The following is a 25,426-nucleotide window of genomic DNA, read 5'->3' as shown; positions in this document are numbered from 1 at the left end:
GCGCGTCCTTACACTTGTGCAACCGTATTATTACCGCGTTCTTCCCATTGTTCCAGAGCATCCGGTTCAGTTCGATGGCCGCTCATCGTGACAGGCTCTTGCCGACGGGTGTTCAGGTAGAAATCAAACACGTCATACCGATTATAGTACCCCGACACATCATGGAACTGCTTGGGTTCAATACAATCGTTTAGATCGATCTCTTTGTGCAAAAGACCCTCATCCTCGCAAAGCGTGTCACTGATGACGTCGCCCGTGGGTCCAAGGATCATAGAAACTGCGCGCGGCGTATCCTCCAGGATGCTCATGGCATCTTTGCCCATACCTTCGACAAATGTTTCAAGCGATTTGTCCACCCAAGCCGAGGCGACAACGTTAAACACTTTGCCTTCGAACGAATGTGCGCCCGCGCGGATGCGGATGGCGTTTTCCAGGTTATAGGCACCGGCCTCACCCGTGCGGCGGGTCGGCCAGATTGGCGGGTAGCTGGAGATATGGAGCTGTTCGCCCTGCGCGATAAGCGAGTACTTGGCGAGTGGGTTTGTGTTTTCGCCGCATATCAGCATTCCCACCTTGCCGATGCGCGTTTGGGCAACCTTTAATCCAGCCCCGTCGCCGTTCGCCCAAACCAGTTTTTCGTAGAATGTCGGAACGAGCTTTCTGTGATGAGAAATGATCTCACCATGGTCATTGATCAGAAGGTTGGAATTCCAGATACAGCCAACACTTGCCGGTGACGTTTCGCTTATTCCAAGTGAAACGAATATCTCATTCTTCTTTGCTGCTTCGCGGATTTGCGCGATTTCGGGCCCGCCCGGAGTGACGGAATTTGCAACCATAGCCTTGAAGAAATCGTGGCTGTTAATGGGGGCCTGCAGGGCAACCCAAACCGGAAAACCGGGCAGCATAGATTCTGGAAAAGCAATCAAATCTGCACCACCACGGGCTGCCTCGGCAATCAGGCTGCAGATCTTACTCGTCGTGGCTTTGGCATCGAGAAAAACGGGAGCGACATGGGCTGCGCAAACGCGGACAGTGTGATTCTTGGACAATGTCTTGGTCCTCAAAGAGAAAAGGGCGGGCTCGTAAAACGAGCCCGCAAGTTATCTACGTTTCGATCACAAGTCGTACTTGGTGAAATCGTAGCGGGGTGGGAGGTTATTCATGAGTTCTTCTTTTGGGACATGCTGGATGAGTTGGAACTCATCATTCTGAACCTGGGTGATGTAGCAATCGATCATCCCGCTATGGTCCTCGGCCCGAAGAATTTTGGAGCCTTGCGGATGCGCAAGAGAGTTTGACATTTCAAGACCTTCCAGCGCTTCGATTACGCCTTGGTCATCGCTTTTCTGTTTCCAACCGGATTCCTCGATGGCCTGTTTGAGGACAAAGAGATTTTCCCAGCTTTGCCAGGCGTGGCTTTTCGCCATTACCCTATCTGTGCCGATTTCCTGAGCATGGACATCGTCGATCTCCATGATTTTGTTGAATTCACGATGGAATTCATCGTCCTTGTTCGAAACAGCGCGCGGGAAGTTCTCCAAGAAGTAGACACCTTCGGCAGCGCCATCGATTTGAGCAGGGCTGACAGCTTCGATTGTGCCCGAAACCGAGTATTGCTTCATACGTTAATCCAAGCCCATGGATTTCATTTGTGTGTAGAACGCAACGGCCAGAGCGCCAAAGAACACTGAGAACAGCACGTCGGTTTGTTCTGGAATTTTCGCCAGATAAGGAACCAGGTCTTTCGCGTCCAATGGCACCGCGATTGGTTCGTTCACAGTTCCACCCATGGCTTCGATGATTTTTCTGTGTTCCTCATGATGACTGTGTCCCCAGGCATAGTCAGGGAAGATCATCGTCCAGTTCTTACCAAGGTTGTTCACCGCCCACGGAGCGCCAGCGGCGGCAAGTGCATAGGTGTCGTGGCCCGTGCGGAATGAGTAACGGGTTCCCTTGACGCCGGTCACCTCGGTCGCTTCACCAGCTGAAAAATAGACAGTCTTCAACTCGGTCGCGATGGGTATCGACGCGAGCATGATCCGTAAAGGTCAGCTTACGCCCGGGCTCAGTCCGTTTCGCCAGTTCACGGAACCGGTTGCGACAGAACCGAGGGGTTTCACGTGGCTCGATCAGAAAAGCATGAATCGCTTAATGTTATTCACTTAGTACGCAAAAAATACCACTTTTGCTCATTATATGTGTTGAGCTATTCCCTTACTATTATCCCCGATAATTCTTGCTCCACTGTTTATACAGTTTTTCGGAGCTGACGTGATGTATCATTTGGCCCCCTTTTCGCCAAAACTCCCGATTGCCTATTCAAACTGCCTCAAAGCAACTGATACGCTTTTCTTGCAGACAACGCGATAGATAACACCAATTGCGAAAAATCTACTCCTACAAATGTAGAAACGGTTACGATGCAAGGTAGCGTCCCCACCTATCTCGCAGTTCCCAATCTGGCTAAGTGATCGTCCATGGCGTTCTCAAACAGCCGCGGGCAATATTAAACACCAAAACCCTGCATCCCAGTTCAGGACTGAACGACATGCGTAAAACGACGCTAAAACTTCATCGAAAAGACCTGCGTGTTTCACCTGCCCCAAGAAGTCGTCAAAGTCACTTTTGTGAGATTCCTGATACTTGAAATACAGCAACAACTGACACTAGTCTCCGCACTAGGTATTTTGATTTAATACGGAAAAGGCACCACCCGTTTAGTCTTAGATTCGCAAATTCACAACCTAACCACCTTTTGCCCAGTGCCGAAAATAGCGCTGATCCAAGAGTGATAGCCCCTCATTCATCGAAAAGACACATCGTCGAGTATTTGCTAATTTTGGCTGAATTGGTTCTTGCTCAACTCGACAGACAGCGCTCAGATAATATAGTCTGTGTTACTACCCTTCTCATAGCTCCGTTCTTGGACCAACAGGCAAGTTTCTGATAGGCCCGTGATAATCGTTGCATTTTTCATGGCTTGCTTAGATAAAACACTTCAAAAAAAGCGCCGAGCTGGTGGCTCGGCGCTACCATCTTATACCGTTTGATTCTCAAATCTTACCCGTGGGTAAGATCATCTTCTTCCTGCAGAACGTCGATCAAGTTTGAAATTGCTTGCTCCAATTTGGCTCGGTCCACCCTGGTGAAATCCAAATTATAGCGAAGATCGAGGCGCCCGCTTGACGCCGAGCACTTGGCCACCCCTGCCCTGCCCGACACTTGAAACGTCGTCTTTGCCCGTCTGGTTTTTACTCTGCCCGGTGCGGCCGGTTGTTTTGAAACACTTCCGTCCGGCTCAACGAAAGCACGCAGAATGGCCACTTCACGCGGTCCATCGCGGTTCGGTTCGTCCATTACAGCTGCACTAACCATACGAACCAATCCCGGGTCAGCGTCCATCTTTCTTTTTAGTTCCACCCCAAGATTTCGTGGAATGTCATTTGGATGCATTAACACCTTGTCCAGCATCAACAGCAAACTGGCAAAAGCTCGGATATAGCTGCGTTTCGTGTAGCTGGCCGATTTGAACAAAATTGCCACGGCCTTATCCACATCTGGGCAGTCATTCGCTGGGTCTTCGGCATAGGCTCGGGCAAGCGCGCCCATCTCGGCAAAGGAAATATCTTTGCGGATCAGGTTTTCGTCCACCATACGCCGATAGCTGTCATTCAAATCAGCGTCTTCGGAAATCCCAGCTGGAATTTTGGCATATTGCTCGTCGCCAGTTTCTTCGTACAGCGCAAGATAAGCCGAGAGGCGGCGCATACCCTGGATCAGTTCGAACCGACCGTCAGGTCTGCGTTCTAACCGGATCGGGTTGGACAAACCGATGTCCCGGATTGAATCCTTCAGCTCATCCAATTCAGGATCAGGACCTGGCTTGCGGTCGCGGGTCAGTTTTTCGGTAACGACATCCGAAAGCCCCACATGCTCAGCCACCAAACCTTCGGACCGTAGACGAACCAGTTCATGCGCCAAGCGATCGTTTTCAGCCCGGATAGTATCCTCTGTCGACTGTTGATCACGCAAGGCATTTGCGTTTTCCGAAATGGCTGCAGCCATAGGCCCCCGGCGCTTTTCCAACACCTTATCTGGAACTTTGCCGACTGGGATTTCATCCATCGCCGGCATGTCGATGTCGAACATTCTACGTTTGCGGCTCATGCGTCATCCTCCAGCTTGTCCCAGGCGGACAGCATCACACCCCGGAATTCCTCATATACATTGTCAAAGGTCGAGCGCGCTCGGCGCCACGTTTCTCGCGTCATCTCGCGATAATCCATCTCATACACCGAACTTAAGAAGCGGCCCGATTGCTCGACAGCCCGCGTCATCTCAACCGGATGCTCGGCCACATGATCGCCAAACACTTTTTTGAAAGCGTCAAACATGGCGGTGTGCAAGGCGTTGCCGGGCTCGTAGCGCGTCAAAAGGAACCGCAGATCACAAAAAGACTTGGGCAATCCAATCTTACCCGTGGGTAAGGTTGCGTCGAATCCATAGGCGAGATCCTCAAGCGCCTCGGCTAGCTGACCAATGAATGAGGTCGTCGAGTCATACTCCCAATAGCCTGGGCCAGAAGGCACATAGAGCATATCAGCGGCAAAGACAGCGTTCATAGACTGGTACCCAATCGCAGGCGGGCAGTCGAACAAGATCAGGTCGTAAGCGTCATCAGGGATCTGATCCAAGTAACGCGACACTGCGGCAAAAAACGACCATTCCGGATTCAGATGCCTGTACTGCGCCGAAGCGAATTCAACGAAAGCGGCGTTGGCGCAGGACGGTATGACATCGATAGTCGACCACGAGCTTTGCTTGATGAAGTCAGCAACGCGCAGATCGCCAAGCCCCATGCCGGTAATCGAAGGAGGCAGCTCACGGCGGGGCAGGGCGGTACCCGACTCGGCCGCAGCGGGGCGATTGTTCATTCGCTCCGTCTCGCGGATCAGATCGCGGGCCATTATGCCCCAGACGGTGAAATCCTCGGCCACGTCAGTCAGGCCCATAGAATGGCTGAGCGTCGCCTGTGGGTCAAAATCCACTACCAGAACACGGTAGCCGTCCAACGCAGCAGCGTGAGCAAGATGCAGGGCGACTGTAGACTTACCGGCACCGCCTTTGAAATTGGCTACCGCCGCGCGAATGGCCCGCTTACCTGCGGGGCGAGGCGGCATCAGTGTTTTGCGATTCACTTTGAGCCGTCGTCGCAGCTCATTCACTTCCTCCAAACTGAACCAACGCTGCCTGCCGTCGGGTTCGACCTCACCTCCAGGGAGGGACGGGTCCGCGGCAAGCTTCCCGCGGAACGTGGATTGATTGACGCGAAAGATCAGTTCGGAAACTTCCCAGCTTGAGAAGCGGCGGAGGGTTTTCTCCATCTCGGGGCTGAAAGTCTGCTGGCGAATCCACCCCTGCAGTTTGAGGGACTGGTTGCGCAATGCATTTAGGTCTTCGTGCGTGTACATGCCTCAAGTCTCTTTGTTTCGGACGCTAATTTATATTGTTTTACTATTTACGCTTGATTTGCGCTTTACGCAAAAGGAAATATGATATGAACATCATTTTACCCATGGGTAAGAAAGCAAAGAAAATAAGGAGGGTGACCGATTCGGGTGCTCTTCGATTCGAAAGCCACGAGGGAACCGGTTCGTACCCCAAGTTTAGGGGGTCACAAAAATCTAGAATACCTCATTTGGGGGGGCAACATTGACCCATAAGGGGACATCCTGTCTGTCCCCCATCACCAATACTTCACCTATTTTCTTTTTGAATTTGATTTGAAACTGGTTTTGAATCGGCACGGAGTCACTCTCTTCTTGACAGAATCGCCGCTTTGGACGCTAATCAGGTCATCGACATGAAAAGCGTTGGAAAACAGCGCGAGATGGGCGGTCACACCCGTCCGAGGCAGACAGAGCGGCGAGAACAGGAATGCAGGTTGCGAAACCGGTCGGGCGAAATGCGCCCGCTATCAAGTATGACATTCTTTCTGCGTTAACTGTGCATGCCCTATCTGGGGATAAGCACAGGCAGCGCATCGTTCTACGCATAATCTCGTTGATCACCACCCGATACAATTGGCGCAACAACGAACTTTCCATTGGGCGAGAAGAGATTGCTCGACTGTGGTCAGTGAATGAACGCACCGTCAAACGCGAAATGGCAAAGCTACGCGTAATGGGTTGGATTGCAGTTAAACGGCCAGCGGCGCGCGGGAGGGTGGCCGTTTATGAACTCGATCTCAAACAAATTATGATCGATACATCGGAAATTTGGCCAGTCATTGGCTCAGATTTCCAAGCGCGGATGTCGGAGGAACCCGCGGTCGAGACTAATATTGTGCCCTTCAAGGTTAATTTGGCACCACCTGAGAATACGGGCGACGATGTCTGGACCCAAGTGCAGTCCATTCTTCATCGTCGCGATCCCGAGTTGTGGGCCAGTTGGTTTCGGCACTTGTCCGAAGCTGAAAGGGCAGGGGGAGCGGTCATATTGATGGCCCCGTCCAGGTTTATGGCCGATTACATTGCTCAAAAGTGGAGTGGTCGTCTGCTGGCTGCCTACAGCCGGGTGGATCCTGCAGTGCGCAGTGTGCGCATTGAGGCAGTGGAATAGATGGTCATCAATCAAGGCCTATATATTTGGCAATTAGGCACGACGTAAAAATATGGAGGAATTCAACTGTCACGATCGCTAAGATTAATCTCCGGTACTTTTGAAGTGGCCACGGTTAAAACCCGACGGTTTTACCCGCCGTTCTATTTTTAAATGTGACCTCTTAGCGCTGACCGAAGCGAGAAGATCTACACAGCACTGTCCTGCGGCTGTCGGCTAAAATCTTTAGTCAGGGGAACCTTGATGTAACAAGACGATGATCTGATCCGTTTGAAATAGTGGCTGCGTAAACGAGATTGGATCAAGTGGAATCCCAATTGGGTAAGAATATCCTTGAAAGGGTCAGTGGGTAGTAAGCAAAATAGGCTAATAAAGAATATTAAAGAGAAAAATATCTTGCATCTAGTGGCTTATTGGGGATCTGTCGCAGGATCTGTTGCAAACTTTTGGCTGTTGACGAGGTCAGATGCTGCGGGTGAATGACTTTCGGTAAAATTAGTCGAAAGTCAGTCCATGATCTCTTTCAAAGGCGCACAATATCCCAAGGATGTGATCCTCTTTGCTGTGTTCTTTTACGTTCGATACAGTGTGTCTTACCGTGATCTTGAAGAAATCATGTCCGAGCGTGGCGTTGCGGTAGATCATACGACGCTGAACCGCTGGGTGACAAAATACGCCAGTGCAATCGCCGAAGTCGCGCGCAGGCGAAAGGGACCGTGCGACCGCTCCTGGAGAATGGACGAGACTTACATCAAGGTAAAAGGCAACTGGGTTTATCTCTATCGAGCTGTCGACAAGCACGGCAAGACGCTTGATTTCATGCTTTCGCAGCGTCGAAACAAGCCTGCGGCCACCAAATTCTTCGCGCGAATGCTGGAGGTCAACGGCCTTCCGAGAAAGATTGTCATCGACAAAAGCGGAGCTAACACGGCTGGCATCACAGCCATAAATAAGATGCTGAAAGGCTTTGGCTGTCCGATCCCAATCGAGATGGTCAGGCGGAAATACTTGAACAACATCGTGGAACAGGACCATCGTTTCATCAAAAGACGAATCCGCCCGATGCTCGGCTTCAAGTCTTTTGCTTCGGCATCAGCGACTCTGGCGGGCATCGAGGTTGCACACATGATCCGTAAAGGTCAACTCGCACCCGGAATCTGTCCATTTCGTCAATTTGCAGAACTGGCGGCGTAGGTCGTGTGTTTGGTGCCAACTCTTCGTTCAATAAGAAATTTTGCAACAGATCCTCTTGTTTGTGTTTCGACCGCCTGTCCGGACGACATTGATCCTATCAATGGCTGGAACCCAACGGATGTGCATGTGCGCATTTACCGCCCTGAAACGCCGATCCGCCGCGCGGTTGCCTATCGTGAAAAGGAAGACGCCCTAATGTCGATTAGTGAGGAGTCCGCCTTCCATGACCGTTTGGCCCCTCTGACCCAGAATTTTGCGCCCGCGCGCGATTTGTGGGCACCGGTAAGTTATCCCGCCTACGGCACGCTGGGTGAATATTGGGCCTGTCGCCAAGCGGTGACGGTTCAAGATATGAGCGGATTGCGCAAATTTGACATCGTCGGCCCGGATGCCGAGGCGCTGCTGCAACTGGCAACAACACGCAACGTGGCCAAACTGCCGGTCTGGCGTGGATCATACACTTTGATGTGTGACGACAGCGGGTCTGTCATTGACGACGGAACTCTGTTCCGTCTTGCCCCCGAGATTTTCCGCTGGTGCTGCGGATCCGAAGAAAGCGGGCGGGTGCTGCAGGCACTGGCAGATGAACGTGGTCTACAAGTAAGGGTACACGCCTTGCGCAGCGCCATGCCAAACCTTGCTATACAGGGTCCAAATTCACGCGACCTATTGCGCAAGATTGCTTTTACCCAGCCGCATGTTCCGGCGCTGGATCATCTGAAATGGTTTGGTGTCACCGTCGCCCGTTTGAACGACCGCGAGGGTGCGCCGTTCATGTTGTCTCGCTCGGGGTACACTGGAGAACTGGGGTATGAGATATTCTGCTCCAAGGCTGATGCGGTCGAGATCTGGGACGCTGTTATGGACGCCGGTCAAGAGTTTGGGATCAAGCCCATGGGCTCAGCCGCGCTGGATGTGATCAGGATCGAGGCGGGCCTGGCCGCTGCAAATGCCGAATTCGCTCCTGGCATAGATGCGTTTGAGGCAGGATTGGGCTTTGCCGTTGACCTGACGAAGCCCGAGTTCAGCGGTAAAGCGGCGCTAGAGCGCAACGCGCGCGAACCGCGCCGAGTGCTCAAAGGCCTGCTGATCGGATGCGATGACGTGCCGGCCCATGGTGCCCCTGTATTTGCCGGCGAACGGCAGGTTGGCGTGGTTACGTCGGCGACTCGCTCGCCAATGCTGGAACATGCGATTGCCATTGCTCGGCTATCGGTAGAGCACGCAGACAATGGCACCCAATTGGAGATCGGCCAACTCGACGGGCACATGAAACGGCTCGGCGCAACGGTCTCGGACATTCCATTCATAGACCCGCAACGCAAGCGGGCGCGCGCCTGAGGGCGCATGCAACTTAACGCAACGGGAGAAGACACATGAAGAAACTCACATTGACTGCAACTCTGGCCTTAAGTCTGGGTGCAACTGCTGCCTTCGCGCAGGAAAAGGTGATGGTCGGTGAACCCAGCTGGCCTGGTGCTAAAATCATGAGCCGGGTGATTGGGCAGGTCATTGAAACCCGACTGGGCGGTGAAGTCGGCTATGCTCCTGGTGCCAACGCGGTGATTTTCGCTGCCATGGATGGTGGGCGTGGCGATATCGACGTGCACCCGGACGTCTGGTTGCCGAACCAGTCCTCGTTCACCGATGAGTATGTAGATCAGAAGAACACCGTGGCGCTTTCTTCGGGCAGCTATGAAGGTCGCGCAGGGATTTGCGTGCCGAATTACATGGTCGACGATCACAACATCAAATCCATCTACGATCTGGCTACGCCAATGGCGCAAGAGCTGTTTGATTCCGATGGCGACGGTATGGGTGAGGTCTGGGTTGGCGCCTCCGGTTGGGCCTCGACCAATACTTTCAAAGTACGTGTACGGGATTATGGAATCGAAACCTTCCTGACACCGACTACAGAAGATGAAACCGTGTTCTATTCGCGGCTGAAAGATCAGATCGACCAACAGAAAGGCGCAGCCTTCTACTGCTATGCGCCGCACTACGTGCACGCGCTTTATGACGTGACCATTCTGGAAGAGCCCGAGCATGACGCCGCCACCTACAAGATGGTGCAGCCTGATCAGGATGCTGATTGGTATAACAATTCCCATGTCAGCACTGGCGAACCGGTCAAAACCGTGACTGTTGCGCACTCGAAATCTTTGGAACAGCGCAACCCGGCCGCTGCCTCTTTTCTGGCAAATATCGACATGGACGCGGATGAGCTGAGCGGGCTGACCTATGAGGTTGTCGTCAAAGGGCGCGACACGGACGAGGTCGTGGCTGAATGGGTCGCCGCAAATGGCGACACCATCGATGGCTGGCTTGGTCTAAGCACCAACTAAAACCAAAGTGCCCCCGGTTCCCGGGGGCGCCACACAATACAATCAAAAGCGGTGGGGCCAATATGTCAGTGGATATCGCAATCGACGCAAAGGGCGTGTGGAAAGTGTTCGGCGCGCGCTCACAAGAGGCTTTGAAAGCCATTCATAGCGAAGGGTTGAGCAAGGCTGAGGTTCTGGATCAGTTCAACTGCGTTGTGGGTGTGGCGGACGCAAGCTTTGAGATTGAGCGCGGCGAGTTGTTCTGCGTCATGGGTCTTTCGGGGTCGGGTAAATCGACTTTGGTGCGTCACGTGAACCGTTTGTTGGAGCCAACAGATGGTCATATCTATCTGGATGGCGATGATGTGATGGGCTTGAACGACGAAGGTCTCCGCGACCTCCGCAACCGACGCGTTGCCATGGTGTTCCAGAATTTCGGTCTGATGCCCCACCGTACGGTGCGCGACAACGTTGCGATGCCGCTGGAAATCCGTGGCACTGGTAAGGCCCGCCGCTGGGAAGAGGCGGATCGGGTGCTGGAACTTGTCGAGTTGAACGGCTGGGAAGACAAATACGCGCACGAACTTTCAGGCGGGATGCAGCAACGTGTTGGTCTTGCCCGCGCCATCGCTGCCGACCCTGAAATCCTGTTGATGGACGAGCCGTTCTCGGCCCTTGATCCGCTGATCCGAAAGCAGTTGCAGGATCAGTTTATGGAGCTGAGTCACAAGTTAAAAAAAACCACGATGTTCATCACGCATGATTTGGACGAAGCCATTCGGATCGGCCATCGCATCGCGATCATGAAGGACGGGCGCATCGTTCAGATTGGAACGCCGGAAGAAATCATCCTGAACCCGGCTGACGACTACGTTGCTGACTTCGTTGCTGGGATTTCCAAACTGAACATGATCTTCGCCCATTCGGTTATGAAACCGGTCGATGAATTTGAGGCGCGCCATGGAGAGATTCCCAATGACGCAAAAGAGGCGCATCCCGAAATGGATCTGGCCGATCTGATGAACCTCTGCGTTGACGGGCATGGTGTGGTGGCGGTGACTCAGGACGGAAACACCGTTGGGGTCATTAACCGCGCGGGCCTGATTCGAGCCATTCAAGACAGCCAGGCATAAGGGGACCGATATGAAACATGTTGATGTGCAACAAATCCAACCGGAAACCGCTGACCGCCTGAACGGCTTGATTAGCGATTTTGTGGGTCAAGGACAGGACTATTACCAAAAGACCTTTTCCTACATGATGCAGGCGCCTGGTTACCGGTTCACGCTGAATAAGGCTGCAGCAATCCTGGGTCCGATCTGGTTCGGTGCCCGCGGGTTGTGGTCTTGGTTTCTGGGATTTTTGGTACTGGAAACGCTGGCCTATATACAGATTGGGCTTGGGTTGTTCGGTGACCTTGGGCGTGAATTCCGTGAACGCGCCGAGCAGATTGAGCAAACGCTTGAGCTGCGTCGACAGCAGATTGCAGCCGCGGAACAGTCCGGGTCAGCGACACTCGATTCCCTTAAACGCGCCGCTGAGTCGCTGGAAGGAGCATTGGCAGGGGCGCAGGACGCCGCCCGCAGTGCAGATTCAACCGGCCTAACCTATCTGGCGGTCGGTATTGTGCTGTTGCTGGCGGTCAAGTTTTTGGCTGCTTCGCTGGCCAACTGGACGCTCGAGGGACAATTCGCACGTTGGCGTTCGGACTCCAGTGTCGCACATGGATGGTCGGTCCCTCGTCTGATTGTGGCGACGGCGCTGACCAGCGTGGTCGTTATTCTTTCCATGATCAAGTTCGCCCAACCGGATGCGGTCGCGGTGCTTAAAACCTTCCCTACCAACCGCGACTGGCGTTTGAATGTGGGTGATGGTGTGCAAGCCGTCTTCGAGTGGACCAAGACTGCTGGGCGCGGCTTCTTTGACGGGTTGACCTATGGGATGCGCACCCTTCTGGATTGGATTGAGGTGGTGCTGGTCGATACACCCTGGCCGGTGGTGGCGCTGGTCATAGTCATGCTGGCCTACCTGTCCGCAGGTCCGCGCGTTGCGATTTTCACCGGTGCAGCCTTGGCGTATCTTGGCCTGCTGGACTTCTGGGAAAAAGCGATGACCACAATCGCTTTGTTGGGGGCCGCCGCACTGATCTCTATCACGCTGGGCATACCGCTGGGCATCTACTGCGCCCGCCGTCCGCGAGCTTTTGCCATTGTACGGCCCATTCTGGATTTCATGCAGTCAATGCCATCCTTCGTGTACCTGATCCCAGTGGTGGCCTTCATCGGCTCGGGTAAACCTGCGGGTGTGGTCGCGACAATGATCTTTGGCAGCCCGCCGGTCATCCGGTTCACTGTCCTTGGCCTGCAACAGGTGCCCGAAACCGTCAGAGAAGCCGCTTTGGCCTTTGGTGCGACACCGCGCTACCTGTTGTGGCGAGTTGATCTTCCGTTGGCTCACAAGACCATTATGGCTGGCGTAAACCAGACTATCTTAATGTCACTGGCCATGGTTGTCGTCGCTTCGCTGATTGGGGCGAAGGGACTGGGCGAAGACGTGCTGGAAGCCCTGCAATATGCCGCGGCTGGGCAGGGCATATTGGCCGGTCTGGCAATTCTGTTTTGCGCACTTATTCTGGATCGAATAGTGGCCGGAAAGAGATAACGTCCGGCGCGATATTGTCACCCGCCTTGGGGCGGGTGACAAACTGGCACTGGCTTCTTGTTAGACCAATATGGCGATCGTATAGCGCAACACCCTATTGCCAAAAGACGGTCGCCCAGTTGAATCACACACCCGCAAACCCTGAAACACGCACTGAATTGCAATAATTTCAGTCCGTTCGATCAATGACATCGGGTTTTATTTGGCTGCAAGCGTGAGGGCGTGTAACGCGCCTCACGTGGGTGCAGTGTCTGAATCGCTTGCTCGGTTTCGCAACGTGTGCAAAGCGTTCACGATAACCGATCAAGCATTCGATGCGAGCAGGTCGCTGGCCTTTTCCCCGATCATGATTGCAGGGGCGTTTGTGTTGCCGCTGACAATTTCCGGCATGATGGAACAATCGGCCACTCGAAGGTTCGCGATCCCGTGGACTCTAAGCTTCGCATCAACGACCGAAGCGTCCGATGAGCCCATCGCGCATGTTCCTGTTGGGTGATAGATTGAGGTCGAGTTCGATCGGGCCCAATCCAGCGTGCCCTCATAGTCGTCGATGCTCAGGTCTGCTGAGGGACGGAATTCTTCAGAAATCTTAGAGGCCAGAGGATTTTGCTTAGCAATATTGCGCGCGATATTCACACCGTCGACAATGGTTCGGCAATCCGTTTCAGTGGACAGGTAATTCGGGATAATTTTGACATACTTTGACGGGTCCGGCCCGTCTAGCCGCAGCTCTCCGCGGCTTTCGGGACGTAACTGACAGACCGACATGGTAAAGGCCGAGAAGGGATGCACCCCTTCGCCTGGGCTGTCTGCGGACCACGGCTGGACGTGAAACTGAATGTCAGGTGTTTCAACGTCGGGACGTGTCTTCATAAAGCCCGTCGCAAGGCTGGCGGCCATCGTCATTGGCCCCGCTCGGAACAGGGCGTATTTCAATGCGATGCGGGCTTGGTTGAACAGGCTGCGAACTTCGTCATTCAGCGTTGGTTCGTTGCATTTGAAAACAAGGCGCGCTTGTAAATGATCCTGCAACCCTTTGCCTACGCCGGGCAAAGCATGCAACGGCTCGATACCGTTTTCTTTCAGATGATCCGGGTCTCCGATCCCTGACAACATCAGGATTTGGGGCGAGTTGATTGCTCCGCCAGACAGGATGATTTCACGTCTTACTTTCAACGTTTTCTCTGCGCCCGAACGATCTCGATAAACGAGTCCAGTCGCTTTTTTCCCGTCCAGAACGATCCGGCTGACCAATGCATTGGTGATGATGTTGAGGTTCTGCCGATCTCGGATCGGTTTTAGGTAAGCCACAGCGGAGCTGCACCGGCGTCCATTGCGAGTGGTTAGCTGGAAATAACCAACACCCTCTTGCTCGGCGCCGTTATAGTCTGGATTAAACGGATAGCCCGCAGCCTGAGCTGCAGCGACCCATGCATCGCAAATCGGGCGTTGAATGCGCATATTCGACACGGAAAGGAGGCCGCCGACCCCGTGAAATTCATCCTCGCCTCGTTCTTGATCTTCGCTGCGTTTGAACAGAGGCAGCACATCGTCCCAGCCCCAGCCTTCGTTGCCCATTTGGCGCCAGCGATCATAGTCCTCTTTCTGACCGCGTACATAAAGCAAACCGTTCAGCGAAGAAGAGCCACCCAGAACCTTGCCGCGAGGCCAGTCGATTGAACGCCCATTCAGGCCAGGGTCAGGTTCGGTCCGATAACACCAGTCGACCGAAGGATTGTGCATGGTTTTGAAATAGCCGACAGGGATGTGAATCCAAGGGTTTGTATCCCGACCACCAGCCTCAAGTAACGCTACAGTTGTACCCGGGTCGGCACTTAGCCGATTGGCGATGACACAGCCCGAAGATCCCGCGCCAACAACTGCATAATCCACCTCCATGACTGTCTCCTCCAAAAGTCGTTGAAAAAAACTCTATGCAAATTGATCGAACTATACTAGCCTTTTTTGATACAAAACGTCTCAATAATTGCGAACAGGGAGGTAAGCAATGGAAATTGGTCGGAAACTAAGTGGTATTTCAAGGCGGGATTTCTTCCGTGTTGCGGGCCGTTACGGCATGAGTTCCACCTTGCTGGCGGCAGGTGGATTTGGCGGTGCGATGAGCCTGGCGAACCTGGCGCAGGCAGCCGAATCAACCTACGAAAAGCGGTTCTCAAAAGAGCCGAAGCACACGCTGAAATTCGGCGCGTCGGGCTTTAACACCCGCAACCTGCTGATCGAACGCGCAGGTGCGATTGAATTTGCCCGCGATCTAGAGGAACGGACCGACGGTGAGATTCGTATCGAGTTCATCGGTGACAACCAGATCTGCGGACAGCTGAGCTGCGTTGAGAAGACCCAGCAGGGAATCGTCGACATCTACGCGGCGTCGACTCAGAACTCGGCAGGTGGCGCGCCTTATCTGAACGTGCTGGACTATGCCTACATGTTCCCCAGCCGCGCGGCGCAGTATCACTTCTTCTACAGCCCGGCGAGCCAGCGCATCCTGCGTGATCCGCTGGAAAAACGGCACGGTCTGAAGTTCCTGTTTACGCATTGTGAACTGCGTGGCCTGCAAATGGGCGCGAACTTTGCCGACAAGCCAACCGTCACCAAGCTGGAAGAGCTGTTTGGCACCAAGAACCGCGTGACGGGTACTCAGCTGGGTCGAATCGCCATGCAGCTGCTGAACCTGAATCCGGTGCCGGTCGCGTGGGAAGAAACGCTCGACGCGCTGAAAACCGGTCTGATTGATGGTGCGGAAACATGGGCCTCGGCTGTGGCTTACGCCAACATGGCGCCGGTGGTTTCCCAGTCGGTGAACCTCAAGTTCTTCTGCGGAACCGAACATACGTCTATGTCTTCGAAAGTCTTCGATAGCCTGGGTGGCGAGCTGCAGGATGCGGTTATGGAATCGTCCTACTTCACGCAGGCCCTGATTCAGGGTGCCAACGAAGCGGCGCTTCTGAACACTGTTGGCTTCTCGGAACCGCAACTGCCCCACACAATCTTCGCCGAAAACGGTGTGCGTCCGGCCTTCCTGGCGGACGACCAGATCAAACTGGCCGAGGAAATGTGCGCGCCCAACTACAACCCCGAGCCGTGGGCGCAGTGGCGCGAGCGGATCAACAAATGGGCAGGTGGCATCGATACTTATCAAGAGATCTACGACATCGCGCGTGAGATCCCCGCTGACACAATCGCGGAAAACGTCGAGCCGCGCCGCTGGTGGAAAGGCGAAGCCTAACCTAAGCTTAATACGAACCGGCCCGTGTGGGCCGGTTCCACTAAATACCGACTGGGAGGACGGGGTTCATGTCATTTTGGGCAGATGTCGGCGCAATATTCAGTGCTTTATTCACCTTCGATTCATTCGAGATTCAATCCGCGCTGGAATCCGACGCAACATGGGTAGTGGGCGCAGTCGTCTCGGCCCTGGGTGGGCTCCTCATCATGTGGATTTACCGGAAAGTGCCGTTTGTCGAACGCCACTTTGAGCGTGCGGTAATGGTCTATTCGTACCTTGCGATTGCTTTCATCATCTTCTGGGGGGTGATCGACCGGTTTGTGTTCAACGATCAAGAACCCTGGTCCACTACCATCCCTCCGTTGCTGTTCATGGTCATGGCTTGGTTCGGGGCCTCATATAACGTGCGGCTGCGTACACATCTGAGCTTTAGCGAATTCCGCACTTCGATGCCGCGCGGCGGGCAGCTGGCGTGCCTGTTCCTGGACGCAGTGCTTTGGTACATCTTCGCGGTAATTGTCATCGTGACCACCACTCGGCTGGTGGCGCTGTCGGCATCAAACTTTCAGATCGTTCTGGGTACTGACAACATCATGCAGTGGTGGTTCCTTTTGGCCGCGCCGCTGTCCTTCTTTCTGATGGTCGGGCGGGTGTTTCAGAACCTCGCCGATGATTTGCACAACTGGAAAACAGGCGAACCGCTGATCAAACAAGCGGTCATAGGGGCAGACTAATGACAGACGGAACCATAGTTACACTGATCTCGGTTGGGGTCACCTTTCTGTTCATGCTGGGCGTACCGGTTCTGCTGGTTATCGGCTATTGGGTCATCGGCTGTTCCTTTGTCCTTGGCCTGACACTGGACAACATGGGCGCTGAGCTTCTGAACGTGTTCAACAAGGGCTTTGCCCTTCTGGCAATGCCGCTGTTTATTCTAACCGGAGACCTGATCAACAAGTCGGGCATTGCAAGACGGCTCAGCGATTTCGCATACGCCTGTTTAGGTTGGATACGTGGCGGGCTGGCAATGGCGTCGCTTGGCGCATGCGGACTATTCGCGGCGATCTCGGGGTCAAACTCGGCCACAACAGCCACGATTGGATCGATGCTGCACCCTGAAATGGTCAAGGGCGGCTATGACGAACGGTTCAGCGCGGCAACCGCTGCGGCGGGCGGCACGGTTGGGATCATCATTCCCCCGTCCATTATCTTCATTGTGTATGGGTTCTTGATGAACCTGCCAATTTCCGAGCTGTTCGTAGCCGGTATCCTGCCCGGTGCGCTGATGGTGTTTGGTATGCAATTTGCCTGCTGGATCATCTGCCGCATGAACGGCTGGGGCCATCTGATCCCACTGCAACTGAATCGGGTGCTAAAGACCGCGTTTGGCGCGTGGCTGGGTTTCTTCGCCATCGGGCTGGTGCTGTGGGGTATCTACACAGGCAAATTCTCACCAACCGAGGCGGCAGGTGTAACCGTGGGATTCTGCGTCATCGCAGGGCTGGTCAGCTATCCGATCAACCGGATTATGGGCGCTCGCAACGACATTCCACCAACCGAGAAGACCTTTGCCGAGATGTTTGTGGTCGAAGGTTTCACGATCCCCGAGATCCCCTCGATCGTGATCCGGTCGGCTCAGATCACCGGTATCCTTGCGCCGCTGATCGCGATTTCGGTTGTGATGCAGCAGATCTTGTCACTGCTCGGCGCGCAAGAGACCATTGGAAACTTCGTAACCTCGATGGGCGGCTATCACGCGGTGCTGTTCACCTCGATGGTGATCGTCTTCTTCTCGGGTATGGTACTGGAAAGCCTTCCGGTCACGATCATTCTGGCCCCGATTTTGGCGCCGATTGCGGCGTCGGTTGGAATTGATCCGATCCATTTCTCGGTAATCTTCCTTGTGGGAGCGTCTATTGGGTTCATCACACCTCCGTATGGGTTGAACCTCTATGTGGCCTCTGGTGTGACGGGCGTGCCTTACTTCCGGCTACTGCGCTATACGGTGCCTTATCTGGTGGCTCTGTTGTCGGTCTGGATTTTGGTATCACTGGTGCCTGATCTGGCCTTGATCCTGCTTCCAAATAACTAGAATGTTGCGGGATGGCCGAGACGGATACACAAGAGAAAGAAACTCAAATCCCGACGAACCTGCGTCTGCTGCTTATCCTTGAAGAGGTTGCAAGGCGCGGGGTTGCTGTCAAACCGTCAGACCTGATCGAAACATTGGGTCTGGCAAAACCCACCGTTCACCGACTGTTGCAAACCGCCGAGGCTGAAGGGTTTTTGCAGCGCGATCTTGATGGCCGATCTTATGGCCCTGGTCGCCGTTTGCGCTTGTTGTCGGTCAATACCATGTCTTCTGAACACCTGCGCACAGCGCGTTTAGCAATATTACGCAGCGTGGCCGAAGAGGTGGGCGAGACCTGCAACTTGGCCATCCCGGACCGTGAAGGTATGATCTATCTGGACCGCGTGGAGACCAAATGGCCTTTGCGCATTCAGCTGCCGGTTGGCACTCAAGTGCCGTTCCATTGCACTGCTAGTGGCAAGATGTACTTGTCCACATTACGGCAAAAAACGTTGGAAGGGTTTCTGTCAGCGGGAAATCTGCAGCCGCAAACGGCACGATCCCTGACAGACCCCGCAGCCCTAAGGATGGAAGTACTGCGTATTTCCGAGAACCAGTTTTCCACCGACGATGAAGAATTCATGACCGGCATGACTGCCCTTGCTGTACCTATTCGAGACGGGCAGGGCCGGTTGGTAGGCACATTGTCGGTGCACGCTCCGACCCAGCGTCATGGCGTCCAAAGCCTGATGTGCTTTCTGACAGCTCTCCGACAGGGGGCTGACAAGCTGTCTGGGCTTTTGGCTGATTAAACGGTTTTACTTTATCACTCTGCTTAAACTGAACGAAGAGCCCGGGTGTCTATTTCTAGCTTTTTATCGGGCGTTAACTAATACGATCTCAACTTTTTCGCCAAATAGAATCGCTTGCTAGTAAAATTGTAGCTTCGACACAGGTGCCGCAAAAAAATGAGCCGATTGCAGTAACGCGCGCTCAATAGGCGTTCCTAAAGGGCAGTTACTGGCAAATGTTGTCACGTTGGGTGTTGCATGTTGGAATGGGCACTCTTGTGCCTTTTTGCCAGTCGAGCTTAACCAGCCCGCAGATCACACTAAGTGTCTATAAATAATACCGTATTTATAAATGGTGAAGCTAAGGGGCCAATAAATATTGATGGACCGTTTTCCACGTGACACCTGGCGAGACCATCTTAAAGCAGCTCTTTTTGCTTTCACGAGCGAAGCATTTTAAAAGCTGAATTTATCCTCGACTCAGAAATGTGAAAAAATATTGGCAATTTTGCGCAATTTTAGTATATTTAACTTGGTTACGATTATTTTTGGGGAATCCAAATCGATGAGTGATATTGAAAGAAATAACATTGAACAAGACATCGCGAGTCCTGAACGCCGCGAAGTTTTGGCATCCCTTCTGAAATATACGGCAGTTGTAGGCGGCGCCTCGACTGTAGTTCTTTCAGCTTCGGAAGCCGTAGCAAAGTCATCTGCTAGTGGGCACACCCATGACGATCATGACAATGATTATGGGCACACCCCGCGCCGCAAGAGAAGACGTAATCGCAGGAGAAGAAGAAGAGCTGCGATGAGAAGAAGAAGACGTCAAATGAGAATGCGTCGGGGGTCGGCGCGGCGTTCGTTTGGAAATTCACGATAACATAATTTGTGTTTCGCTCTTTATATGCTAGCGAAAACGCAATTTAGCTTGTAATAAAAGGATGCCCTAGCGTTTGCGGGGCATCTTTTTTAATTGAAGTTGTAAAATTGACGATTTGCGAGACAGTAAAGTTGCGCGCCTCTGAATTGGCTCGAGAGGCACTTGGGGATCACGTTGCGCTTTTTTCACGTCGCAGCGGGGCGATTGTTGTGACCAATTCTCTTGGCGCTGCTGTGATGGACAGCTTGCGAGAGGCTAATTCGTTATCGGAAGTCGGCCGGGTCATCGTCCAACACTTAAATGATGAGGTTGTTCCCACGTCCGCGGAGGCCGTCGAAGTCGGTCGAGCGATAATCGCAGATTGGAGATCAGCGGGGCTGTTCAATGAATCCCCTGCTCCATTCCCGAAGCCCATTTCCGGTTTGGCCGCGCCTATCCAAAAAAAGACACTTACTTATCGGTCTCGACACGGGTCTTTTTCAGTGGAAACAGATGACGAAGTTCTGGCTACAGAGCTGAACGAGATTCTCGAACCTAATGTCGGATCTTCAGTAGCAGAATCTAGCGCCGACGTCTTCCGCTGTGTTTGCGAGCCTGAGGGCGACTTGGCTCTGACTTATAACGGTACCGCGCTTTGGAGTCGGACAGACAGAGACGAAGCACGGTTTTTGCTTTTGAAGGAAGCCGCCGCCCGACTTTGCGGGTCTGAGCGTGTCGGGGCTGTTCTTCATGGTGCTGCAGTTTGTAATGAGCAAGGTCGCGCTATTGTCTTCATCGGTGATAGCGGGTTCGGGAAATCGACGCTGACGCAGGGTCTAGTGTCACGCGGTTGTAAGTTTTTGGCCGACGACCATGTGCCTTTGAGCTTGGATGGCACGTCGATTTTGGCATTTCCGACAGCCGCCGCGGTGAAGCCCAAAGCTAAAAACCTTCCAGAGGTCGAAGAGTTGCGGGGCCGGTACGATATGTATCAAAGCTCGCGCGAAGGAGTTAGTTATCTTTCACTTCCTGCCGCGTCAGAGGTTGGAACAAGCCATGAGATTGCGGCGATTGTGATGCCGCGCTATGGAGTGAACTCAGAATTCAAGCTAAATAAGTTGTCCGCTCAAGAGGCGTTCGTTGCCTGTATTTCGTCTGGTGCCCGACCGAACCGTGATAACCCACAGATTGGCACCTTGGCTCGCTTGTGTAATGCTATCCCCACGTACAGCCTTGAATACTCTTCGTCTGAGCAGTCGAACCAAGCTTGCTTGGACCTTTTCGCCAAATGACAACGACATATAGGAAATTATCCGTCGCTCACCGCGCAGTATTGCAGATGCTGCAGACCTACGTTGCCGGCACCCCGCCTGAGGAAGCTGCCAGAACCCTGTCTGAAGCTGTGCCAGAGGAACTGGTTCGGGTTGGCCAGACAAATCATGTACACGCATTGATCGGGCTGGTATTGGCTCGGCATGAAGTGCTGCAATCCGCCGTGCCGCGCGATTTATACGTCTATTTCATCACGATGTATCACGCCAACGAAAAACGCTTGGCAGAAACCCAAAAACAGTTGGCTGTGATTGGCAAAGTCTTTGCGCAAGCCAAGATCCCCGCAGTGGTTATGAAAGGTGGGGGCGACGTGCTGGACCCGTTGCATGCTGATCCGGCCATAAGATTTACTGGCGATCTTGACATCCTTGTGCCGGAGTCAGAGGCGTTGCGCGCTCAGGAATTGTTGGTTGCTAACGGTGCTCAGTCTATCTTGGATACAGAACTCGGCCAAAGCCAACAAATCGGCGAGCGTGGCTTAAAGTTACCTGAGCACCATTTGCCCAAGATTCTACATCCTAAGTGGCAATTGCCTTTAGAATTGCACACGAAAGTGGGTCGAGACCCTATTGGGAAAATTCTTCCCGCTTCGACCATATTATCCCGGAGCGTTCCAGTCGGGACAGAGGGGCTGTCCGTTATGGCGGCCGATGATCGCGCGTGCCACCTGTTGTCTCACGCGCATCACCACGGCGGTGAGGTGGATTTGCGCGCTTGGGTCGATTGGACGGCTTTGCGCCACCAATGCTCCCGAGATGCTGTCAGAAAACGGTTGGAGGCTGGCGGCCTCGGAGATGTATTCACCGAGTTTGAGGCCATGGCGGACGTTCTGGAAGGCAGGACGGGGGAGACGTTCAATCAATCGATGTCTGCCGCAGCCTTGAAACCAATTTTACGCAGATATGGTGGAACGCGGTCTCGAAAGGCAATGTATTTGCCACTGCTGCTGAAAACGAGAGCGAAGGCGTTGGCACGGTCACCTGAATATCGTCGCTACGTGTTTCAAAGCTTGTTTAAGCCCGCGTGGTGGAAGCGGGTTTGGCAAAATCACCGTAGGATTCAAAAAAACCTCAGATGAGTTTCAATCTTCAACGGAAAAGGGCCGGCCGGCGAAAGGTTCTGGACACTGAGCACATACTTTTGGAAAGTAAGAACGGACGAACCTGAGTTCGAATTCATAAGTTGAGTTATCATTGTAGTGGAAACTCTTAGAAAAGCATTGGCGATGCTCTCGCCGCGGGAAAAGCGTACTGGACTAGGCGTTTTAGTTCTTATTCTTCTCAAGGGTATTGGTGACACTCTTGGTGTCGCATCAATAATGCCTTTCTTTTCGATCTTGGGGAATCCTGAACTTGTCGAAACCAACGAGTATGCCTCTTGGGTTTACAACACGATGGGGTTCACCTCGATTGATGGTTTTCTGATAACGCTTGGGTTTGGGGTCTTCGCGATGATCCTTATAAGCGCCCTACTGCGAAGCATCGCTGTATATGCCATCAATCGCTGGGTTATGATGAGAGAGTACAGCCTGTCTCGCAGGCTGCTCGAAGTATATATGAGACAGCCTTATGCGTTCTTTCTTGATCGTCATACGGGCGACCTGTCGACCTACATTTTAAGTGAAACGCATAGGGTAGTAGGCGACGCCTACAAACCTGGTGCGGACATAATCAACAGCCTCGTGACTTTTGTATTTATTGTGTCCTTGTTGCTGTGGACGGAACCCGTAATGACGATCGTCTCTGTATTGGTTTTAGGCGGTTGTTATCTAGTGCTCTTTACCTTCCTCAAGCCTTTGATAAAGCGCATGGGTGAAGCTGTTCTTAGGTCAAATAAGGCACGCTTTCGGATAGCCGGTGAAGCACTGGGCGGGGTGAAACAGATCAGGCTACTTGGCCGAGAGCGGAATTACATTTTGGCCTATTCTGATCCAGCGCGCACTCAGGCCCGCGTTAGAGCCGCGAATGCAACACTCAGGCAAGTTCCAAGGTTTGCACTAGAGGTCATGGCATTCGGCGGGATCGTTGTGTTGACGTTGATCCTAGTGATCCGAAACGGTGGGGTCGCAGGGGAGGCCATTGCAAAAAGCCTGCCACTGTTGGGGCTTTATGCGTTTGCTGGTTACCGACTGCTTCCAACGATGCAAACAATGTATGCATCTGCAACAACGATGCGCTATGGCGCGGCGGCGGTTGATGACGTTTACAATGACCTTCAGAAAGGACATTCCCTCGCACGCCTCCCCTACGAGCCAGCAGAACCTTTACCATTACGTGAGAGCTTGGAGCTGCGTTCGGTTTCCTACAAATACCCAAGTGCGAAAGCCGAAGGGCTGTCTGACGTGAATGTGTTTATCAAAAGGGGCATGACCGTTGGAATTGCCGGAGGCACCGGAGCAGGGAAAACAACACTAGTCGATGTTCTGCTTGGTCTGCTGTCCCCTTCGCAAGGTGACATACTTATTGATGGGGTGGCGTTAACATCTGAGAATATCAGATCCTGGCAAGCAAATGTTGGGTATGTCCCGCAGGAAATCTTTCTAACAGATTCAACAATTGCACAGAATATTGCTATGGGTGTCCCCGCAGAACAGATTTCGATGGCGCAGGTCGAGCAAGCCTGCCGAATGGCGCAAATCTATGATTTTGTTATGAATGAACTGCCCAATGGTTTCGAAACGGCCGTAGGAGAAAGAGGCGTTCGCCTGTCGGGCGGGCAGCGCCAGCGAATTGGCATCGCCAGAGCGCTTTACAACAATCCGGAAGTAATCGTTTTTGACGAGGCGACAAGCGCATTGGATAACGCAACCGAGCGAGACGTGATGAACGAAATAAGCGCGCTTGCCGGAAGAAAAACCATAATAATGATTGCGCACCGCCTGACCACTATTGAGAACAGCGATAAAATCATAGTTCTGGATCAGGGCCGTGTTGTTGGGGACGGCACATTTACCGAACTGTCCAATCAAAACTCTTATTTTAAGAATATCGAAGGTGGAGCTGCCTAAATTTCAGCACCCGTTGAGCAGAAAATGTAAACGGACGGATCAGAAGTTTCTCTGAGTGAAATTTGGCATAAGGTTATGATTATTTTACATTTTTGTAATTTAGTCCTGAAAATGGGAGCTGGTTAAAAGCGACATCCCTATGGATGCTTAAACGGCTTCCTTCCGAGGCCAATCCTTAAGCCAATGTTCCAGATTTGTGCCAATCAAGCTTTGTAGTTGCAGAACGTCTTCTCTATAGAAATCTATCAAAAATTCGCATGACTTTGAGTCCATTTTTGGCCGCTCAAGCGCCTTATCATAAACCCAGGACCGTATGCGCTGCCTTGTAATGTTTGGTATGAGGTTCTTTACCGCAGTAGCGGTTCGGCTACGGGTATTCAGAATTTTAGGCAGGCCTTTGAGTTTGGGTTTTCCGCCCTTTTGCGTATGAACGACGACTGGCGCAAAATCCGGGTCGATTGATAGCCAATCGAAAATCTCTGAGGCGGTACTCAATGGGTTTTGTTCAAGATTTTCAAACAAAATCGCTTTTACGTTTTCTCTTCCAAACGTCTCAATCCAAGGCAAAATCAACTGATATTGGAGCCCTTTGTTCAAGCGAGGGACTAGCATCTTGTCTTGCGTCGAACCTTTGGCGAATTCGCTGGCCATCTCATCGACAAATGAATGGAAATCACAATGCAGTTCGCCTTGCCTCAGGTAGAACAAGTATTCGGAAAACAGTCGTTCGGCTGGATTTCGAAAGCAGACAAGAATTTTCGATTTTGGGCAATCTTCGTAAATCGTCTTGGCAACGTCTGAATGATATAAATAATGCGAAGATTCACCGACGTAGTCAGCATCGGCTGCCGCCTTGAATAGCTCGTAATACGCGTCGGGGGTACGGTATTTCCCGCTTTGTTCGAGGGCGGCAATCTCCATGCGTTCCTCGACCGTCGGGTCAGATGATCGCCTTAAAGTCTCGGGCACATAAAAGTAGGGTTCCTTAATCGGAGACATGAAAATGTTGGGATGTTGTTCGAGCATTAAGTTCAGCGTGGTTGAACCGCATCGCATACCTCCAATGAAGAAAAAATTGGGTTGCCTACTCATGCAGTTTTCTCACTTGTTAAAGGTGCCGCTTATTAACAGCGTGTTGATTGAATAAATGGGCCAATTTAGCTTTCGCGGGTAGTCTAACAGTTTTTGGTGAAACTCTGTCTGTTCTTTGACCATGTTGAATTGGATAGATCGTTTCAGTCTTTTCCCAAGGATTCAAGGTTACTGAAATCCCGTAATGAAAAGGATTCGCTGTTCTGCAGGTTATGTGGCGC

General features: G+C 52.7%; 20 protein-coding genes. 13 read left to right on the top strand and 7 right to left on the bottom strand.

Going from position 1 to position 25,426, the window contains the following annotated elements; genetic code table 11:
• Positions 1 to 8: 8 nt before the first annotated feature.
• The 5 genes from ACR0L3_RS09720 to ACR0L3_RS09700 form a co-directional block, all read right to left on the bottom strand.
• Positions 9 to 1,052: a carbon-nitrogen hydrolase family protein gene (locus ACR0L3_RS09720; protein ID WP_480745519.1), complete on the bottom strand. Its 1,044-nt coding sequence runs from the start codon at positions 1,050 to 1,052 to the stop codon at positions 9 to 11.
• A gap of 66 nt (positions 1,053 to 1,118) precedes the next feature.
• Positions 1,119 to 1,625 carry a hypothetical protein gene (locus ACR0L3_RS09715; RefSeq protein ID WP_480745518.1) on the bottom strand — a complete coding sequence of 169 codons (507 nt, stop codon included), beginning with the start codon at positions 1,623 to 1,625 and terminating at the stop codon, positions 1,119 to 1,121.
• A 3-nt stretch (positions 1,626 to 1,628) separates the two neighbouring features.
• Positions 1,629 to 2,039: an ABC transporter substrate-binding protein gene (locus tag ACR0L3_RS09710; RefSeq protein WP_480745517.1), complete on the bottom strand. Its 411-nt coding sequence runs from the start codon at positions 2,037 to 2,039 to the stop codon at positions 1,629 to 1,631.
• 1,024 nt (positions 2,040 to 3,063) lie between these two features.
• A complete protein-coding gene (locus ACR0L3_RS09705) occupies positions 3,064 to 4,170 on the bottom strand; it encodes a ParB/RepB/Spo0J family partition protein (RefSeq protein ID WP_480745516.1) in 1,107 nt (368 codons plus the stop codon).
• Entirely contained in the window at positions 4,167 to 5,474 is a 1,308-nt protein-coding gene (locus ACR0L3_RS09700; protein WP_480745515.1) for an AAA family ATPase, read from the bottom strand. Before ACR0L3_RS09700 ends, ACR0L3_RS09705 begins: the two co-directional genes overlap by 4 nt.
• Positions 5,475 to 5,940: 466 nt before the next feature.
• Here ACR0L3_RS09700 and ACR0L3_RS09695 point away from each other — a divergent pair, with 466 nt between their 5' ends.
• From ACR0L3_RS09695 to ACR0L3_RS09670, 6 genes are all read left to right on the top strand, one after another.
• Positions 5,941 to 6,624: a DnaA N-terminal domain-containing protein gene (locus tag ACR0L3_RS09695; RefSeq protein ID WP_480745514.1), complete on the top strand. Its 684-nt coding sequence runs from the start codon at positions 5,941 to 5,943 to the stop codon at positions 6,622 to 6,624.
• Positions 6,625 to 7,137: 513 nt separating this feature from the next.
• Positions 7,138 to 7,818: an IS6 family transposase gene (locus ACR0L3_RS09690; protein ID WP_480745513.1), complete on the top strand. Its 681-nt coding sequence runs from the start codon at positions 7,138 to 7,140 to the stop codon at positions 7,816 to 7,818.
• Positions 7,819 to 7,944: 126 nt separating this feature from the next.
• On the top strand, positions 7,945 to 9,159 hold the full coding sequence (locus tag ACR0L3_RS09685; protein WP_480745512.1) for an aminomethyl transferase family protein: 1,215 nt from the start codon (positions 7,945 to 7,947) through the stop codon (positions 9,157 to 9,159).
• 35 nt (positions 9,160 to 9,194) lie between these two features.
• Positions 9,195 to 10,163 (top strand): ABC transporter substrate-binding protein, encoded by a 969-nt coding sequence (locus ACR0L3_RS09680; RefSeq protein WP_480745511.1) that lies wholly within the window; start codon positions 9,195 to 9,197, stop codon positions 10,161 to 10,163.
• Between the two features lie 62 nt (positions 10,164 to 10,225).
• On the top strand, positions 10,226 to 11,275 hold the full coding sequence (locus tag ACR0L3_RS09675) for a quaternary amine ABC transporter ATP-binding protein (RefSeq protein ID WP_480745510.1): 1,050 nt from the start codon (positions 10,226 to 10,228) through the stop codon (positions 11,273 to 11,275).
• A gap of 10 nt (positions 11,276 to 11,285) precedes the next feature.
• Positions 11,286 to 12,803, top strand: a complete 1,518-nt coding sequence (locus ACR0L3_RS09670) for an ABC transporter permease (RefSeq protein WP_480745509.1) — start codon at positions 11,286 to 11,288, stop codon at positions 12,801 to 12,803.
• Between the two features lie 303 nt (positions 12,804 to 13,106).
• Here ACR0L3_RS09670 and ACR0L3_RS09665 read toward each other — a convergent pair whose 3' ends face one another.
• Positions 13,107 to 14,702, bottom strand: a complete 1,596-nt coding sequence (locus ACR0L3_RS09665; protein WP_480745508.1) for a GMC family oxidoreductase — start codon at positions 14,700 to 14,702, stop codon at positions 13,107 to 13,109.
• A gap of 109 nt (positions 14,703 to 14,811) precedes the next feature.
• On the opposite strand from ACR0L3_RS09665, the gene ACR0L3_RS09660 reads away from it, so the two are divergent.
• From ACR0L3_RS09660 to ACR0L3_RS09630, 7 genes are all read left to right on the top strand, one after another.
• Positions 14,812 to 16,050: a TRAP transporter substrate-binding protein gene (locus tag ACR0L3_RS09660; protein WP_480745507.1), complete on the top strand. Its 1,239-nt coding sequence runs from the start codon at positions 14,812 to 14,814 to the stop codon at positions 16,048 to 16,050.
• 68 nt (positions 16,051 to 16,118) lie between these two features.
• Positions 16,119 to 16,784: a TRAP transporter small permease gene (locus ACR0L3_RS09655; RefSeq protein WP_480745506.1), complete on the top strand. Its 666-nt coding sequence runs from the start codon at positions 16,119 to 16,121 to the stop codon at positions 16,782 to 16,784.
• Positions 16,784 to 18,142 (top strand): TRAP transporter large permease, encoded by a 1,359-nt coding sequence (locus ACR0L3_RS09650; RefSeq protein WP_480745505.1) that lies wholly within the window; start codon positions 16,784 to 16,786, stop codon positions 18,140 to 18,142. The genes ACR0L3_RS09655 and ACR0L3_RS09650 overlap by 1 nt, the downstream gene beginning before the upstream one ends.
• An 11-nt stretch (positions 18,143 to 18,153) precedes the next feature.
• The gene (locus ACR0L3_RS09645) at positions 18,154 to 18,933 is read left to right on the top strand and encodes an IclR family transcriptional regulator (RefSeq protein WP_480745504.1); all 780 of its coding nucleotides are present in this window, start codon (positions 18,154 to 18,156) and stop codon (positions 18,931 to 18,933) included.
• 1,071 nt (positions 18,934 to 20,004) lie between these two features.
• Positions 20,005 to 21,066: a hypothetical protein gene (locus ACR0L3_RS09640; protein WP_480745503.1), complete on the top strand. Its 1,062-nt coding sequence runs from the start codon at positions 20,005 to 20,007 to the stop codon at positions 21,064 to 21,066.
• Positions 21,067 to 21,113: 47 nt separating this feature from the next.
• Complete coding sequence (locus ACR0L3_RS09635; RefSeq protein WP_480745502.1) at positions 21,114 to 22,184, top strand: nucleotidyltransferase family protein; 1,071 nt, start codon at positions 21,114 to 21,116, stop codon at positions 22,182 to 22,184.
• A gap of 120 nt (positions 22,185 to 22,304) precedes the next feature.
• Positions 22,305 to 24,113, top strand: coding sequence for an ABC transporter ATP-binding protein (locus ACR0L3_RS09630; protein ID WP_480745501.1), 1,809 nt, complete (start codon positions 22,305 to 22,307; stop codon positions 24,111 to 24,113).
• A gap of 147 nt (positions 24,114 to 24,260) precedes the next feature.
• Here the strand turns inward: ACR0L3_RS09630 and ACR0L3_RS09625 are convergent, their stop codons facing one another.
• On the bottom strand, positions 24,261 to 25,205 hold the full coding sequence (locus ACR0L3_RS09625; protein ID WP_480745500.1) for a sulfotransferase family protein: 945 nt from the start codon (positions 25,203 to 25,205) through the stop codon (positions 24,261 to 24,263).
• Between the last annotated feature and the right edge of the window lie 221 nt (positions 25,206 to 25,426).

The sequence above is a fragment of the Ruegeria sp. CK1 genome, assembly GCF_056536545.1.
Note: the sequence above shows the minus strand (reverse complement) of the source record. Positions and strands in the feature narration are given on the sequence as shown.